This is a genomic window from Bifidobacterium pullorum DSM 20433 (assembly GCF_000771405.1).
Taxonomy (GTDB): domain Bacteria; phylum Actinomycetota; class Actinomycetes; order Actinomycetales; family Bifidobacteriaceae; genus Bifidobacterium; species Bifidobacterium pullorum.
Genome location: NZ_JDUI01000007.1, coordinates 64,560 through 79,330, shown reverse-complemented (window position 1 = coordinate 79,330; position 14,771 = coordinate 64,560). Strand labels below are relative to the sequence as shown.

Here is a 14,771-nt window from a genome sequence, read left to right as displayed (position 1 = left end):
ACATCCTGCGCCTTGCGGCACGGCCGTTCTCTCCCAATCCGGATTGACTGCGCTTGAGAGTACCGCCCGGATGTTACCACGCAACTTCAGTGTCCACATTTCGAATCACCGCGTCGCCCGGCGACTGTCTGGCGCAGACCATCCCGCGGCTACAGACCGCAGCAGTCGAACATGCGCTCGATGACGGCGTCGTTGAGCAGACGGCCGCGCAGCGTGGGTATGAGCCGGGAACCGCGGCGTTCGACCAGCCCCTCGCGCTCCAACTCCGCGACGCCCGCGTCGAGTGCCGCGGATGACGTCCCACCGATATCGAGGGACGTCCTGAGCGCCATCAGGTCCAGGCCTTCACGCAGACGCAGGCTCAGCATGATCGTTTCCTCAAGGGCCTCCATCGGCGTGATGGATTCGCTGCCGGCCCATGGCACCTGTCCGGCGTTGATGCGTTCGCTCCACAACCGCGGGTGGGCCAGATCCCAGGAACGAATGGCGCCATGGGCGTCGCAGTCCTGAGGGGACGATCCATGCGGCCGGGCGGAGCGTTCCGACTCGCTGCGACATGATGCAGGCTCGACGCGGTTGTAGTGCGAGTGGGCGCCCGGGCCGATGCCGGCCCAGTCGACGTTGCGCCAGTACCCCAGGTTGTGGCGGCTCTCATACCCCGGGCGGGCCCAGTTGGAGATCTCGTACCATTGCAGGCCGGCCGCGGAGAACAACTCGTCGGCGATCTCGTATTTGGCCGCCTCGTCGTCGTCATCCGGTTTCGGCAGCACGCCGGCGGCGATCTGCCGGCCCATCTTGGTCGTCGGCTCCACGGTCAGCGCGTACGCGGAGATGTGGTTCACACCCAGATCGATGGCCGTGCGCACCGACGTGCGCCAATCCTCCAGGCTCTCCCCCGGCGCGCCATAGATCAGGTCGACCGAACTGCGCAGGCCGGCCGCCTCGGCGGCGCGTACGCCGGCCTCCACGTTGGCCGGCGTATGGGTGCGGTCCAGCGTCCTCAGCACATGCGGCACGGCCGACTGCATGCCGAACGAGACGCGGGTGAAGCCGCCGTCGGCCAGCGCGCGGATGGTCGCCGCATCCACCGTGTCCGGATTCGCCTCCGTCGTGATCTCGGCGCCGTCCTCGACGCCCCAGAGCTCGCGGATGGCGTTCAGGATCGCGATCAGGTCGTCGGCAGGCAGGATTGTGGGCGTGCCGCCGCCGAAGAACACGGTCGAGGCCGGCGGTTCGGCGATGCCGTGACGCTCCTGCCAGTCGCGGACCAGCCGCATCTCGCAGATCGTCATCGCGGCGTAGTTGCCGCGCGACGCACCGCCGCCCAGGTCGACGGCCGTGTACGTGTTGAAATCGCAGTATCCGCAGCGCCGCAGGCAAAACGGCACATGGACGTAGACCTCGAACGCCATCAGCCTTCGGACTTCTGCGCGGCGCGGATCTTGTCCTTGGTGTCGCGGTCGTTCGCGCCCTCGCCGGTGGAGAGGGCGGCGATGAACGCCTCCTGCGGCACCTCCACATGGCCGAGCATCTTCATGCGCTTCTTGCCGGCCTTCTGCTTCTCCAGCAGCTTGCGCTTACGGGTGATGTCGCCGCCGTAGCACTTGGCGAGCACATCCTTGCGCAGCGCGCGGATGGTCTCTCGGGCGATGATGCGCGAGCCGATCGCGGCCTGGATCGGGATCTCGAACTGCTGGCGCGGGATCAGCTCGCGCAGCTTCTTGGTCATCATCACGCCGTAGCTGTACGCCTTGTCGCGGTGCACGATGGCGCTGAACGCGTCCACCTTCTCGCCCTGGATCAGGATGTCCACCTTCACCAGGTCGGCGCTCTGCTCGCCGTCCTCATGGTAGTCGAGCGAGGCGTAGCCCTTGGTGCGCGACTTCAGCTGGTCGAAGAAGTCGAACACGATCTCGGCCAGCGGCATGCGGTAGTGCATCTCCACGCGGTCGGCGCTGATGTACTCCATCGTGCCCATCTGGCCGCGATGGTCCTGGCACAGGTCCATCACCGCGCCGATGAACTCCTTCGGCGTGATGATGTCGGCGGCCACCATCGGTTCGACGATCCTCTTGATCTTGCCGTCGGGGAACTCGCTCGGATTGGTGACGTGATGGACCGTGTTGTCCTCCGCGGTCACCTCGTACGGCACGTTCGGCGCGGTGGAGATCAGGTCGAGTCCGAACTCGCGTTCCAGGCGCTCGGAGACGATCTCCATGTGCAGCAGGCCCAGGAAACCGCAGCGGAAGCCGAAGCCCAACGCCACCGAGGTCTCCGGCTCGTAGATCAGCGCCGCGTCGTTGAGCTTGAGCTTGTCGAGCGCGTCGCGCAGCTCCGGATACTGGGCGTTGTCGATCGGGAACAGGCCGGCGTACACCATCGGCTGCGGGTCGCGGTAGCCGGGCAGCGGGTCGGTGGCGCCCTTGGACGCGGAGGTGATCGTGTCGCCGACCTTGGACTGGCTCACGTCCTTCGCGCCGGTGATCACGTAGCCGACCTCGCCGGCCCCCAACGCCTTGGTCGGGGTCATATCCGGGCTGATCACGCCGATCTCGATCGGATCATGGGTCATGCCGATGCCCATCATGTGCAGCTTCTCGCGGCTGCGCAGCTCGCCGTCGACCATGCGGATATAGGTCACGATGCCGCGGTACGAGTCGTACACCGAATCGAAGATCAGCGCGCGGGCCGGGGCGTCCGGGTCGCCCTTCGGCGCGGGCACGTCCATCACGATCCGGTCGAGCAGTTCGGCCACGCCCTCGCCGGTCTTGCCGGAGACCCGCAGCACATCCGACGGGTCGCAGCCGATCAGGCCGGCGATTTCCTCGGCGTGCTTGTCCGGTTCGGCGCTGGGCAGGTCGATCTTGTTGAGCACGGGGATGATGGCCAGATCGTGGTCGATGGCCATGTACAGGTTCGAGAGGGTCTGCGCCTCGATGCCCTGCGTGGCGTCCACGAGCAGCACCGCGCCCTCGCAGGCGGCCAGAGCGCGGGAGACCTCGTAGGTGAAATCCACGTGGCCGGGGGTGTCGATCATGCCGAGCGTGTACTCGGTGCCGTCGAACGTCCACGGCACGCGCACGGCCTGCGACTTGATGGTGATGCCGCGTTCCTGCTCGATGTCCATGCGGTCGAGGAAGCGGTCGCGCATCTCGCGCTCGGGCACGATGCCGCTCAACTGCAGGATGCGGTCCGCCACGGTCGACTTGCCGTGGTCGATATGCGCGATGATGCAGAAGTTACGAATCAGCGACTGATCGGTGAAACCCGGCTGGTTGTGCTGCGTAGCCACCAAAAAGGCCTCCTCAATGGCAGGGGATGGAAAACTCATATCATCCTAGCAACTCCCCCGCCGAGTGTGGACGCGCGTTTTTCCACCCGACATGCTATCATCATGGTTTTGTATGTCCTTACCGTATAACCGTCGTTTGGAGTAGATAGTGGCAAACATCAAGTCGCAGAAGAAGCGCGTGCTGACCAACGAGAAGGCGCACAAGCGCAACGTGGCCGTCAAGTCCAGCCTGAAGACCGCGATCCGCGCCACCCGCGAGGCCATCGCCGCCGGCGATAAGGCCGCCGCCGAGGCCGCCTACAAGGTCGCCGCCCAGAAGCTCGACAAGGCTGCTGGCGCCGGCGTGATCCACAAGAACCAGGCCGCGAACCGCAAGTCCGGCCTCGCTGTGGCCATCAACGCCCTGTGAGCCTGACCATATAGGTCATCGCTTGAGTCCCGCATCTCGCAAGAGGTGCGGGACTTTCTCGTATCGGCCAGCCGCAGGATCCCGCATTCGCAACACACCGTCGAGACGCGTGATCAGCGTCTGCCGCCGGGCAGATAGGTATGGTGGCGTTCCACCGCCCCCGGCAGCATCAGATTGAATTTGACGGACAGCAGCCGCATCGCCACCACCAGAACGACGATGCACACGTCGATGACGATCTCGGCGGTCTGGTTGATGACACCCGCCTGCACACCCTTGCAGACGAACACCGTGGCCATGCATCCCACAGCGGAGGGCACAGCGTACCAGTGCTTGTCCCGGATGACCACCGGCACCTCGTTGATGAGCATATCCCGGATCAGCCCGCCGGCCAACGCGGTGAACATGCCCATGAACACCGCGGTCATGCCCGAGGTGCCGTACAGCATGGCCTTCTCGGTGCCGTTGACGGCGAACATGCCGACCGCGATCGCGTCGAAGGTGGTCATCAGCCATTTGAGCTTGTCGACCTCGGGATGGATCACGGCCACCAGGATTCCGGAGGCCAGCGCGGTGAACACGAACCCCTTGTCGGCTATGCCCACGGGCGGCACCGCGCCCAGCATCACGTCGCGCACGATGCCGCCGCCCAACGCTGTCAGCCATGCCGTGATGAGGATGGCGAACAGATCATATCCTTTGCGGATCGCGGATAATCCGCCCACCATGCCGCAACAGAGGATGGCGATATATTCGATAGCCAGGAAGAACATGTTGCTCTCCAACGCCATCTCCATGCACGTCGTCCTTTCCGTCATCACGCCCATTGTGTCGGCCCTGCCATGAGGGGCTCGGGGTCCCGTACAGAGCATACCCAGTCCGACCGGATGACACGCGATGCGAAAAACGGCAGCGCCCCCGAAACCGGATATCCTCCGGCCCGGGGGCGCTGCGGCGGGAACTGGCAGGTCAGCAGACCTTCCACATCCAGTTGTGCGGATCCTCGATCTCGCCGAGCTGGATGCCGAGCAGCGTGTTGCGCAGGTCCATCGTCAGCTCGCCGGGTTCGCCGCCGGCCACGGTCACGTCGAACTTCTCGGACTTGAAACGGCCGATCGGCGCGATGATGGCGGCGGTGCCGCAGGCGAACACCTCGGTGACCTCGCCGGACTTGATGTCCTCCAGCAGGTCGTCGAGCTTGATCATCGTCTCCACCACGTCATGGCCCTTGTCCTGCGCCAGCTGGATGAGCGAGCGGCGGGTCACACCCGGCAGGATGTTGCCGGTCAGGCTCGGCGTCTCGATATGGCCGTCCTTGTGGACGATCATCATGTTCATGCCGCCCAGCTCCTCCAGATAGGTCTTGGTGGCGGCGTCCACGAAGCACACCTGCTCGCAGCCGTTCTCGATGCCCTTGTACTCGCCGATCAGCGAGGCGGCGTAGTTGCCGCCGCACTTGGCGAAGCCGGTGCCGCCGGGGCCGGTGCGGAACCACTTGTCCTCCACCCAGATGCTCACCGGGCGGCTCTCGCCCTGGAAGTACGGGCCGGACGGGCTGGCGATCACGCAGTAGTCGACCTCCTGCGCGGCGCGCACGCCCAGGAACGGCTCGGAAGCGAACATGAACGGACGCAGGTAGAGCGTGTATTCGCGGCGGGAGGGCACCCAGGCCGCATCGCGCTTGACCAGCGCGGCGCACGAGCCGATGAAATCGTCGACCGGCAGCTCCGGCAGATACAGACGCTTGGCCGAATTCTGGAAGCGTTCGGCGTTCGCATCCGGACGGAACATCCAGATCGAACCATCGGCGTGCTTGTAGGCCTTCAGCCCTTCGAAGATCTCCTGCGCGTAATGCAGCACCGAAGCGCCCGGATCCAGCTTGAGCGGCGCGTACGGCTCGATGCGGCGGTCGTTCCATCCCTCGCCCTTGGTCCAGGAGATGTGGGCCATGTTGTCCGAGAAGATCTGTCCGAACGCCGGCTTGTCGATCAGCTCCTGACGCTTGGCGTCGGAGGCCGGGTTGTCGTTCGGCAGCACGGTGAACGGTTCGGCGAGCTTATCCAGCGCCGCGGGATCGTGATGGTTCTGTTCGGTCATTCTCAACTTCTTTCCTGCCGCCTTGCGGCGGCGCTCAGGATACGTCCTCCCGCGCTTGTGGCCCGGGCTTCATGATTGGTACTCTCTCACACCCCATGAGCGGGATGTGCGTAAGCGACCACAATATGAAAGGAACCCGCTCGAAGGCGGGTTCCGATGCATGGTCATGCCTCAGCGGGGCGCGCTCACTCGGCGGCCGGAGCCTCGGCCGGGGCCTCCGGGGCCTCCTCGGTGGAAGCGTCCTCCGGCACCTCAACGGTGACCACGGACTCCTCCGGATCCTCAACGTCCAGCTCGACGCCCTCCGGCAGCACGACGTCCTTGGCGAACACCTTGGTGCCGTCGGTCATGCCGTCCACGTTCACCACGATGCGCTCCGGCAGGTTGGCCACATCGGCGCGGACCTTGAGCTCCTGGATGTCCACGAACGCCACGGCGGCGCCCTTCGGCTCGCCTTCGACGAACACCGGCACCTCGACGTCGATCTTCTCGCCGGCGCGGACCTCATAGAAGTCCACGTGCTCGACGATGCGCTTGACCGGGTTGCGCTGCACGTCCTTGACCACGGCCATCTTCTGCTCGCCGCCGAACTTGATGGTGAACAGGGCGTTGGTGTGACGCAGGGCGAGCGTGGTCTCCTTCATCGGGAGCTTGACGAACACCGGGTCGGCACCGCCGGCGTAGATGGTCGCCGGGATCTGCTTGGCCACGCGCATACGACGCGCGGCGCCCTTGCCGAACTCATCACGAACTTCGCCCTCGAGGACGATCATGTTGCTAGCCATTGCTGGCCTCCTTTGGGTTGCATGTCACTTGTCGTTCTGTCTTTTGACGCCACGACGCGCCGCAGAACGACCCCGCAGGAGGGGCTGAATGCGCCGAGTCGATTACGGAAACCACCCACGGCGGTTTCCCTCGCCAAAGCAACAGTCATCAAGTATACGCACACCCCGGACAGCGCCCCACGCGCCGGCTGCATCGCACGCCCGCCGTGTTGCGGTCGTCGTACCCGTGTACCGGGCGCTAGACTGAACAACAGAAGGCCGTCCATGGAAGAGGTTGCAATGACGCAGACAACATCAACGCTGACGAAGAAGGTTCTGATCGGAGCCGGCGTCGCCGCCGCGGCCACGGTTGGCGCACTATACGCCACGGCGAATCTCCTCTTCTCGTTCGCCCTGGACACCCAGGCTCGGCGGTCGATGATGCGCCGCCTGCAGGACGGCGAGCTGGAGGATCCGCAACCGGAGACGCCTGCGGCCGACATGGCGGAGCAGGAGGAGGCGGCCGACTGGTTCGAGGAGTCCAAGCAGCCGATCTCGATGATGAGCCGCGACGGGTTCAAGCTGCACGGCTGGCTCGTCGACCCCGATTGCGTGAGCCCCACTCCGCACCTGTACGCGATCTGCTGCCACGGATACAGTGGCGACCCGGCCGAGATGGCCAAGTACGCGCACCGGTACGCCCGGATGGGATTCACGGTGCTGGTGCCCGCCTCGCGCGGGCACGAGCTGAGCCAGGGGCGCTACATCGGCATGGGGTGGATGGAACGTGTGGACCTGATGGACTGGATCGGCGTGATCACGGCGGCGGATCCGCAGGCACGCATCCTGCTGCACGGCAATTCGATGGGCGGCGCGGCGGTGATGATGGCGGCCGGCGAGGCCTCGCTGCCGCGCAACGTGGTGTCCGCCATCGAGGACAGCGGCTTTACCTCCGTGTGGGACCAGTTCATGTTCAACGCCCGCTCGCTGTACCATCTGCCGCGTTGGGCCGCGCGTCCGCTCGTGGCCACGATGAGCCTGATCTGCCGGCATCGCGCGGGCTACGGGTTCCGTGAGGCATCGTGCGTACGACAGCTGCACCATACGACGATCCCGATGCTGTTCATCCACGGCGGCGCCGACGACTTCGTCTCCCCCGCCTCGCTGGAGAGGAACTTCGACGCCTGCGCCAGCATCGACCGTCAGAAGATGATGATCCCCGGGGCCGGGCATACGATGGCCGCATCCACGGATCCGGAACGCTACTGGCGCCGTGTCACCAACTTCGTCACGCGCACCTTCGGGCTGTGACCGCCATATTTGTCCGAATCCCCAGATTCTTACGTTGTTAGCGCAACCATCATGTCCAAGGAGCACGATTCCCCCGATTCGGACACATACGAATCGGGGGAATCGGAGCCATCTACTATCCGCCGTTCAGTATTCGTACTCCGGCGAGAGCAGCGCCATAAGCTCGCGATCGTGATGATGCACGAGTTCGGTGTCATCGCCCAACAGCATGGTGGCGCCGCCGTCACGCGTATACGGTTCCCATTCGGGCAGACCATCGGCCGACGGCACGCCGGTTCGGGCGAAGTTCGCCCACGCCTGACTGACCGTGTCCGATACCGCGTTGTCGACGTTATGGAACACGTACGGGATCTCGGCACCATGGTAGGAGCCCGCCGCACCGCTGTTGCGCGTGAATACGTAGGCATATACGTCGGCACCGTGCTGGTCGGCCTTATGCGACATGATCTTCAGCATCGGCAACCGGATCAGCGTATCCACACGGTTGGCTTCCAAACCGTTGATATCCGGATACGCCTGGGCCACGGCCTCCTGAACCGCCTGCTCCTGTCCTACAGGCACTTGGGTCGGAGAGCCGAAGCTCGTCCACTCGTTGAGGTTGCTGCCGATGAGCAGCGGAACATCCCGCCCTGCCTGCGCGAAGGAGTCCTCGGTCACCGGATTGGTCGGTAGGATGTCACCATCCACCACCGGCCCCCATTCCATCTGATACCCGGATCCCAATGGCGCGGGAATCTCATATTCATCGGCGGTCTGTTGCAGCGCGTCCACGGTGGCCGCCTGCAGCTCATCCACGGGGACGGTCTGCAATGCATCCAGATGTTCCGGGTCGATGCCGAGTCCGTCCAGCACGCGGGCGGCGAGCGCCTGGCCCTGCTCCTGCGTGGCGAACGTCACGCCCATCGTCTCCGTGGCACCGCTCTGCACGATGCCCTTATCGAACAATCCCCGGGCCGAGGGCATCGTCATCAACGCCAGGACCTTCGCGCCGCCGCCGGATTGGCCGAACAGCGTCACGTTGTCCGGATCGCCGCCGAACGCTTCGATATTGTCCCGAATCCACTCCAACGCGTCCACGATGTCCAGTAGGCCCACGTTGCCCGAAGCCGCGTATTCCTCACCATATGCGGACAGGTCCAGATGGCCGAACACGTTGAGACGATGGTTCACCGAGACCACCACCACGTCCTGGCTTTCGCTCAGGTTCGCACCATCGTAGTTGCGTTCATTGGCGGACCCTGTGGAGAAGCCGCCGCCGTGCAGCCACACCATAACCGGACGGTTGCCGTGGTCGTTGATGTCCGGGGTCCAGATGTTCAGATTCTGGCAGTTATTGTCGGTTCCGGTGTCATCGGACGGTGCCGAGCCGCCGAACATGGCACCCTGCGGCGATGTGGGGCCATACGCGTTCGCCTCGAAGACGCCGTCCCATGGTTCCACGTCATGCGCCGGTTTGAACCGTTCGTCCGCCGTGGCGTACGGGATGCCGAGATACCGGAAGACGCTGTCCTGTCGGGCGCCTCGAACGTCGCCGTATGTGGTCCGCACTTCGGAATCTCCGGATACGGGCAGGTTCCTGAATGCGGGACCGGAGGGGAACGTCCACCGGAAGATCAGCACGACGGCAATGGCGATGATGACGAGAGCGGCGAGGATCGCCCCGATGATCATCGGTAGTCTGCGCCGACGTTCCCGGGTTGTCTTGGTCGGTGTTGTATCGGTCATATCGATTCCTTTTGCTTTTGAAACAAAGGATGTGCAGAACGCCGCGATGGTTCACCGGTTAAACAGCCATCCCATGATGTCGGGATCATGGCTGAACAGCGTGCCTCCGCCACCGTGCTGGTTGGTTATCCCTTGGTTTGCGAAGTACGCGGCATCCTTGACGTCCAACGTCACCAGTTCGTTGATGCGTCGTTCCGAAAGACCACGATCCTTGTACTGGTCGCGGATCCGATCATAGGCGGTTTCGGAGGGTTCGCTGCCGTAGTATTCATCATCCTGTCCGACGACCAGATATACGGGGGTTTCGCTCTCCGCCAACGTGGCGATGTCACCGTCCCATTGCGAGCTGCAATGCAGATATGCGGAGAATAGGTCGGGGCGCATGCCCATCACGCGCGACATCGTCTCGCCCCCGCCCGAATACCCTTCGGCGAAGACGCGCGAGGCGTCGATGGTGTAGGCGTTGAGCAGGTATTCGGTCAGCGCGATGGCCTGCCGGGAGGAGGTCTCGCCCCAGTCCGACAGCTGCGGGGCTGCGATGATCATCCGATCGTCGTATTGTTCCGCTTGGAAGGCGAAGTCCTCGGTGTAGAGGTTCTCCCCCACACCTTGGAAATACAGTCCTTGGTATCCCGGCAGTGTCAGGAACAACGCCACCGGCTCCGAACCGTCGTATGAATCCGGGACGTGGATGTGAAAATGGATGTCGCCGTCGTCGGGTGAATGCAGGACGTTGTCCATGACGAACCCGCGATAGGTGTCCGTCCCTTGGGTTACGGTCCCGAATTCATCTGATGGTTCGGTTGGTTCGGGTTGGGATGCGCCGTCCTGCGACGTGTTCGCGCCGTCGGAGGCCGCACGTTCTGCCGGATTCGCCGTCGTGCCCGTGCAACCGCAGACGGTTGCGAGCATGACCGCGGCCGCGATGCATGCGGTTAGTCGTCCGATCTTCCGATATGTCATACGCATCCCTTCCCGTGTGCCGGCGTCAGTACAGTTTGGCTCCCTGCAGCTGGGCGCTGGCGATCATGTTGAGCAGTCCCGCGCCGACCTCAAGGCTGGCATGATCCCAGACGATCGGGTGTCCGCCATCCATTGCGGCGATGGCGGCATGATCGGCCTTGTCCAGCGTGAAGTCGAACACGTCCAGATTCTGGGCCATGCGTTCACGGTGGGTGGATTTCGGCAGCGGCACAATGCCACGGTCGATCATCCAGCGCAGCATGACCTGCGCGGTGGACTTGCCGTACTTCTCCCCAATCTGCGTCAGCACGGGGTTCGTGAACACGGTGTTGCGGCCTTCGGCGAACGGTCCCCACGCCTCATGGACCACGCCGAGCTGGTTCATATTCTCATGCGCCTCCACCTGCTGGCAGAACACATGCGTCTCCACCTGGTTCACCATCGGCGAAACCTGCGCGAAGGCGCACATGTCCATAAGCCGGACCGGATAGAAGTTCGAGACGCCAATCGCGCGCAGCTTGCCGTCACGGTACGCCTCTTCCAGGGCGCGCCAGGCGCCATGGTAGTCGCCGTAGGCCTGATGCAGCAGCATCAGGTCGATGTGGTTCAGCCCCATGGCCTCAAGTGAGGCGTCGATTGAAGCCTTGGCCCGCTCGTAGTTCATGTTCGAGACCCACACCTTGCTGGTCACGAAGATCTCGTCGCGTGCAATGCCGCTCTCGCGGATCGCCTTGCCGACACCCGCCTCATTGCCGTACGCCTGGGCGGTGTCGATCAAGCGGTAGCCCACCTCAAGCGCGTCACGCACGCAACGTTCGGTCTCATCCGGAGGGATCTGGAAGACACCGTATCCGATGAGCGGCATCTTCACGCCATTGGACAACTCACGGTATTCCATGACGGTCTCCCTCACTCCTGGGCGTCCCAGTCCGAGTGTGCCGTGACGAAGTCCGGAGCTTCATCGGCGACGGTGTAGTAGGCCTTCTGCGGCAGCTCGTTGATACGTGCCACCTCGTCGGCGGTCAGCGAGAAGTCGAAGATGTTGATGTTGTCGGCCATATGCTCCGGGTTCAGCGTCTTCGGGAAGATGACGTTGCCTTCCTCAACATGCCAGCGCAGGATAATCTGCGCCGGGGTCTTGCCGTACTTGTGCGCCAGTTCGGCGAAGACCGGCTCGTTCAACAGGGCTGTGTCACCGTGGCCGAGCGGATACCATGCCTCGAAGGTCACATTAAGGTCCTTGAGGAACGCTTTCATCTCGTGCTGGTTCCAATACGGGTGCATCTCAACCTGCATCACCGCCGGCACGATATCGGCGACGTCGAGAATCTGCTGTGTCTTGGCCTGGTTGAAGTTCGACAGACCGATGGAACGCACTTTGCCTGCCGCGACGGCTTCCTCCATGGCTTTCCACGCTTCGGTGTATTTGCCATACGGCTGGTGCAGGAGCAGCAGGTCGAGATAGTCGGTGTCCAAGCGGCGCAGTGTCGCGTCGATGGCCTTGCCGCAATCCTCATAGCCATAATCCTGCGGGAACAACTTGGAGGTGATGAAGAACTCACTACGATCGAGCCCGCTACGCTTGACCACGCGGCCGACGGCTTTCTCATTGAAATAAGCGTTGGCGGTGTCGATGTGTCGATATCCCGCCTCGATGGCTTCCGGCAGATGTTCCTCGACCTCGGCAGGGGACATCAAAAACACGCCGTAGCCGACCGCCGGGATCGTATGTCCGTCGTTCATCGTGTAGGTCATCATATCGTGCACTCCTTCCGTTTCGATACACCTGATATTCATTCGTCGTATCAAATGAATCCGGTGTACTGCTATATGCGATTGTTCTCCGTAACATACGGCGGGTAAAATACCCACCATCCGTGTCCTTATGCGTAATATGCATATATCAGTCAAGCGTTCCAAGGAGGGTATATGGATATCGATCAGCTCCGTCAGCTCGATGCGATAGCAACCTACGGCACGATCAGCGCCGCCGCGGATGAGTTGCGCATGCCTCAGCCGACGCTCAGCCGCTCCATCAGACGACTGGAACGGGAGCTCGGCCATGACCTGCTGTTACGCGAGGGACGCCATGTCGAACTCAACGAGGCGGGTCGTCTGGCCTTGGAATACGTGCGCCCGATACTGCGTGACGAACGGCTGATGCGCGATGCGCTGGATCGTTTGGAGGCATCGACGAATGCGCTGCGCATCGGCACCATCGCGCCGGCACCGCTGTGGCATTTGACGGCCATGCTGGTGGAACGTTTTCCCGGCATACTGCTGTCCTCGGAAACCATCACCCAACGAGAGATTGAGCGTTCCCTGTTCAGCGGCACCATCTCGTTGGCAATTTCGCTATCCGACTTGAAGTTCCCGGCATTCCGCTCGTGCCCTCTTATGCACGAGAATTTGTTCGTCGTCCTACCGAGCGATCACCCGCTCGCCCACGAGTCAGCAGTCTCGATGTCCCAGCTTGATGGAGAAACGTTCCTGCTGTTCGCAGCCATTGGATTCTGGCGAGAATTATGCGACACGTTGATGCCGCATGCGAGATTCCTTGTTCAAGAGGACCGCGAGGTGTTCACGCAGCTGCAGCGCACCACATCGATGGCATACTTCGCCACCGACGCACCCCAGTTCGACCTGAACGCGATCACAGGAAGCCATGTTGTGGTACCGATCAATGATGACGAGGTACACGTGACCTACCATCTTGTTGTGCGCGCCGATGCCGGGGATATTGTGCGCAAGGTGTGCGACTGGGTCGCAACCCAGCCGTTGCCCCATAATGTCGGTTGATACAGCATGTCATGGATTGAAATTCGGCAAATTGTCACCAGACAAAAGACTCATAACATATGTCGACAGCCCGAACACCGTGACGAATCAGCATGTGTGTGATATCACGACGCATTGATTCCGGCCCGCCGATTACATACAATGCGCCCTGCCGCATGGCATCAGCGAATTCTCGCTCCGAAAATCTCCCAACACGCAGTTGCATGCGGTTACCGGTCCGGGCAGCCCACTGCAATATATCGTCATGGTACAGTAAACCTTCACTTGCCCTTGCGGAATACAGGACTACGATGTCATACCCGAGTTCGTCGGCATACTGGATGACTGGCAATAGTGGAGTGATACCGATACCGCCGGCATATACGACGATTGACCGGGACTCAACGCACTGCCTCGATGACGAACGGCGATTATGCCCATCGATAAAACGGCGGTACCTACCGTATGGGCCGACGACTTCTACCGATGTCCCCGGACTCAGTGCCGTACTCACCAGCCGTGTGAAGTCGCCATCGGCACGAATGGCGAATGTCATGAGCCCAGCTGCGTTCGGACGATTCACCATTGAGAATGGATGCATAGAGCGCATACCGCGAATACTTGGAAAACGCAGGAACACAAAGTCGCCTTCAAGCCAACCATCGCCCATCGAAGGAACAACCATTTCAACCTGCATTGTGTCGCCAGACAACGCGGTTACCGACAGTACGGTACCATGCGCAGCACCGAATCGTTCACGTAGCTTCGATATGACATACCATCCGATGATCGCAACCGCACATATATTTGTCACCGTAATGAAAACCGTATTTTCGGCAATGTACCATACCAAATTCATATGAATGCCCACTGTTATGACGGCAATCAACAACAGTCGATGCAACCATACCGATCCTTCACGAGACACCACGCGTTCGATAAGTCGTCTCAGCGCAGCGACGGCAGGGATACGACTGCTCAACCATCCGGCCATGGTGATCAATGCGACAATAACCAACGCCAGCAACGTCCAGAATCCCACTTCACCGGTCAATTTCGCCGACCCGTATGCGGGTAGGTCGATTCGGTGCACTATGGCGAGCACGAGTGCCGCCATGCCGAGTACGCCATGCATCATATATATCGCAGGCAGTCCAATCAAACGATCAAGCCAATGCGGTCGTGTGGACAGATACACCGCCAGCAGCATCCACGCGTACGACAGAACACCTGCATCAACACGAGGCAACAGCGGTGCGAAGAATGCGTCCATCGTGGCATGCAACAATATGACCGGCGTCGTCGGTATGACCAGCAGAAACACAATCCATATCGCCAATGCCATAGGCCTAATCCGCTTCGTCATCGCAGTCCTTCATTGTTTCAACGTAAAAGAGCGCCGATGCTGCGGTGCGGATCCGTGCGGCATCGG

General features: G+C 62.1%; 13 protein-coding genes. 3 read left to right on the top strand and 10 right to left on the bottom strand.

Going from position 1 to position 14,771, the window contains the following annotated elements:
* Positions 1 to 149: 149 nt before the first annotated feature.
* The gene (gene hemW, locus OU11_RS03875) at positions 150 to 1,412 is read right to left on the bottom strand and encodes a radical SAM family heme chaperone HemW (protein WP_033514598.1); all 1,263 of its coding nucleotides are present in this window, start codon (positions 1,410 to 1,412) and stop codon (positions 150 to 152) included.
* Positions 1,412 to 3,292 (bottom strand): translation elongation factor 4, encoded by a 1,881-nt coding sequence (gene lepA / locus OU11_RS03870; protein ID WP_033514707.1) that lies wholly within the window; start codon positions 3,290 to 3,292, stop codon positions 1,412 to 1,414. The genes hemW and lepA overlap by 1 nt, the downstream gene beginning before the upstream one ends.
* A 148-nt stretch (positions 3,293 to 3,440) precedes the next feature.
* Here lepA and rpsT point away from each other — a divergent pair, with 148 nt between their 5' ends.
* On the top strand, positions 3,441 to 3,701 hold the full coding sequence (gene rpsT / locus OU11_RS03865; RefSeq protein ID WP_033507416.1) for a 30S ribosomal protein S20: 261 nt from the start codon (positions 3,441 to 3,443) through the stop codon (positions 3,699 to 3,701).
* Between the two features lie 113 nt (positions 3,702 to 3,814).
* Here rpsT and OU11_RS03860 read toward each other — a convergent pair whose 3' ends face one another.
* From OU11_RS03860 to OU11_RS03850, 3 genes are all read right to left on the bottom strand, one after another.
* On the bottom strand, positions 3,815 to 4,498 hold the full coding sequence (locus OU11_RS03860; RefSeq protein ID WP_052122608.1) for a trimeric intracellular cation channel family protein: 684 nt from the start codon (positions 4,496 to 4,498) through the stop codon (positions 3,815 to 3,817).
* Between the two features lie 172 nt (positions 4,499 to 4,670).
* On the bottom strand, positions 4,671 to 5,798 hold the full coding sequence (locus OU11_RS03855; protein WP_033507418.1) for a branched-chain amino acid aminotransferase: 1,128 nt from the start codon (positions 5,796 to 5,798) through the stop codon (positions 4,671 to 4,673).
* 185 nt (positions 5,799 to 5,983) lie between these two features.
* Positions 5,984 to 6,583 (bottom strand): 50S ribosomal protein L25/general stress protein Ctc, encoded by a 600-nt coding sequence (locus OU11_RS03850; RefSeq protein ID WP_033514597.1) that lies wholly within the window; start codon positions 6,581 to 6,583, stop codon positions 5,984 to 5,986.
* A 279-nt stretch (positions 6,584 to 6,862) separates the two neighbouring features.
* Between OU11_RS03850 and OU11_RS03845 the strand changes: the two genes are divergently transcribed.
* Entirely contained in the window at positions 6,863 to 7,873 is a 1,011-nt protein-coding gene (locus OU11_RS03845) for an alpha/beta hydrolase (RefSeq protein ID WP_033514596.1), read from the top strand.
* 126 nt (positions 7,874 to 7,999) lie between these two features.
* Here the strand turns inward: OU11_RS03845 and OU11_RS03840 are convergent, their stop codons facing one another.
* From OU11_RS03840 to OU11_RS03825, 4 genes are all read right to left on the bottom strand, one after another.
* Positions 8,000 to 9,598 (bottom strand): carboxylesterase/lipase family protein, encoded by a 1,599-nt coding sequence (locus OU11_RS03840; RefSeq protein WP_052122607.1) that lies wholly within the window; start codon positions 9,596 to 9,598, stop codon positions 8,000 to 8,002.
* Between the two features lie 51 nt (positions 9,599 to 9,649).
* Complete coding sequence (locus OU11_RS03835) at positions 9,650 to 10,339, bottom strand: prolyl oligopeptidase family serine peptidase (protein ID WP_081963440.1); 690 nt, start codon at positions 10,337 to 10,339, stop codon at positions 9,650 to 9,652.
* 247 nt (positions 10,340 to 10,586) lie between these two features.
* Positions 10,587 to 11,459 carry an aldo/keto reductase gene (locus OU11_RS03830; RefSeq protein WP_033514595.1) on the bottom strand — a complete coding sequence of 291 codons (873 nt, stop codon included), beginning with the start codon at positions 11,457 to 11,459 and terminating at the stop codon, positions 10,587 to 10,589.
* An 11-nt stretch (positions 11,460 to 11,470) separates the two neighbouring features.
* On the bottom strand, positions 11,471 to 12,319 hold the full coding sequence (locus tag OU11_RS03825; protein WP_033514594.1) for an aldo/keto reductase: 849 nt from the start codon (positions 12,317 to 12,319) through the stop codon (positions 11,471 to 11,473).
* A 171-nt stretch (positions 12,320 to 12,490) separates the two neighbouring features.
* Between OU11_RS03825 and OU11_RS03820 the strand changes: the two genes are divergently transcribed.
* Entirely contained in the window at positions 12,491 to 13,360 is an 870-nt protein-coding gene (locus OU11_RS03820) for a LysR family transcriptional regulator (RefSeq protein ID WP_033514593.1), read from the top strand.
* A 34-nt stretch (positions 13,361 to 13,394) separates the two neighbouring features.
* On the opposite strand, the gene OU11_RS03815 is transcribed toward OU11_RS03820, so the two are convergent.
* On the bottom strand, positions 13,395 to 14,705 hold the full coding sequence (locus OU11_RS03815) for an FAD-binding oxidoreductase (RefSeq protein WP_033514592.1): 1,311 nt from the start codon (positions 14,703 to 14,705) through the stop codon (positions 13,395 to 13,397).
* Positions 14,706 to 14,771 lie beyond the last annotated feature (66 nt).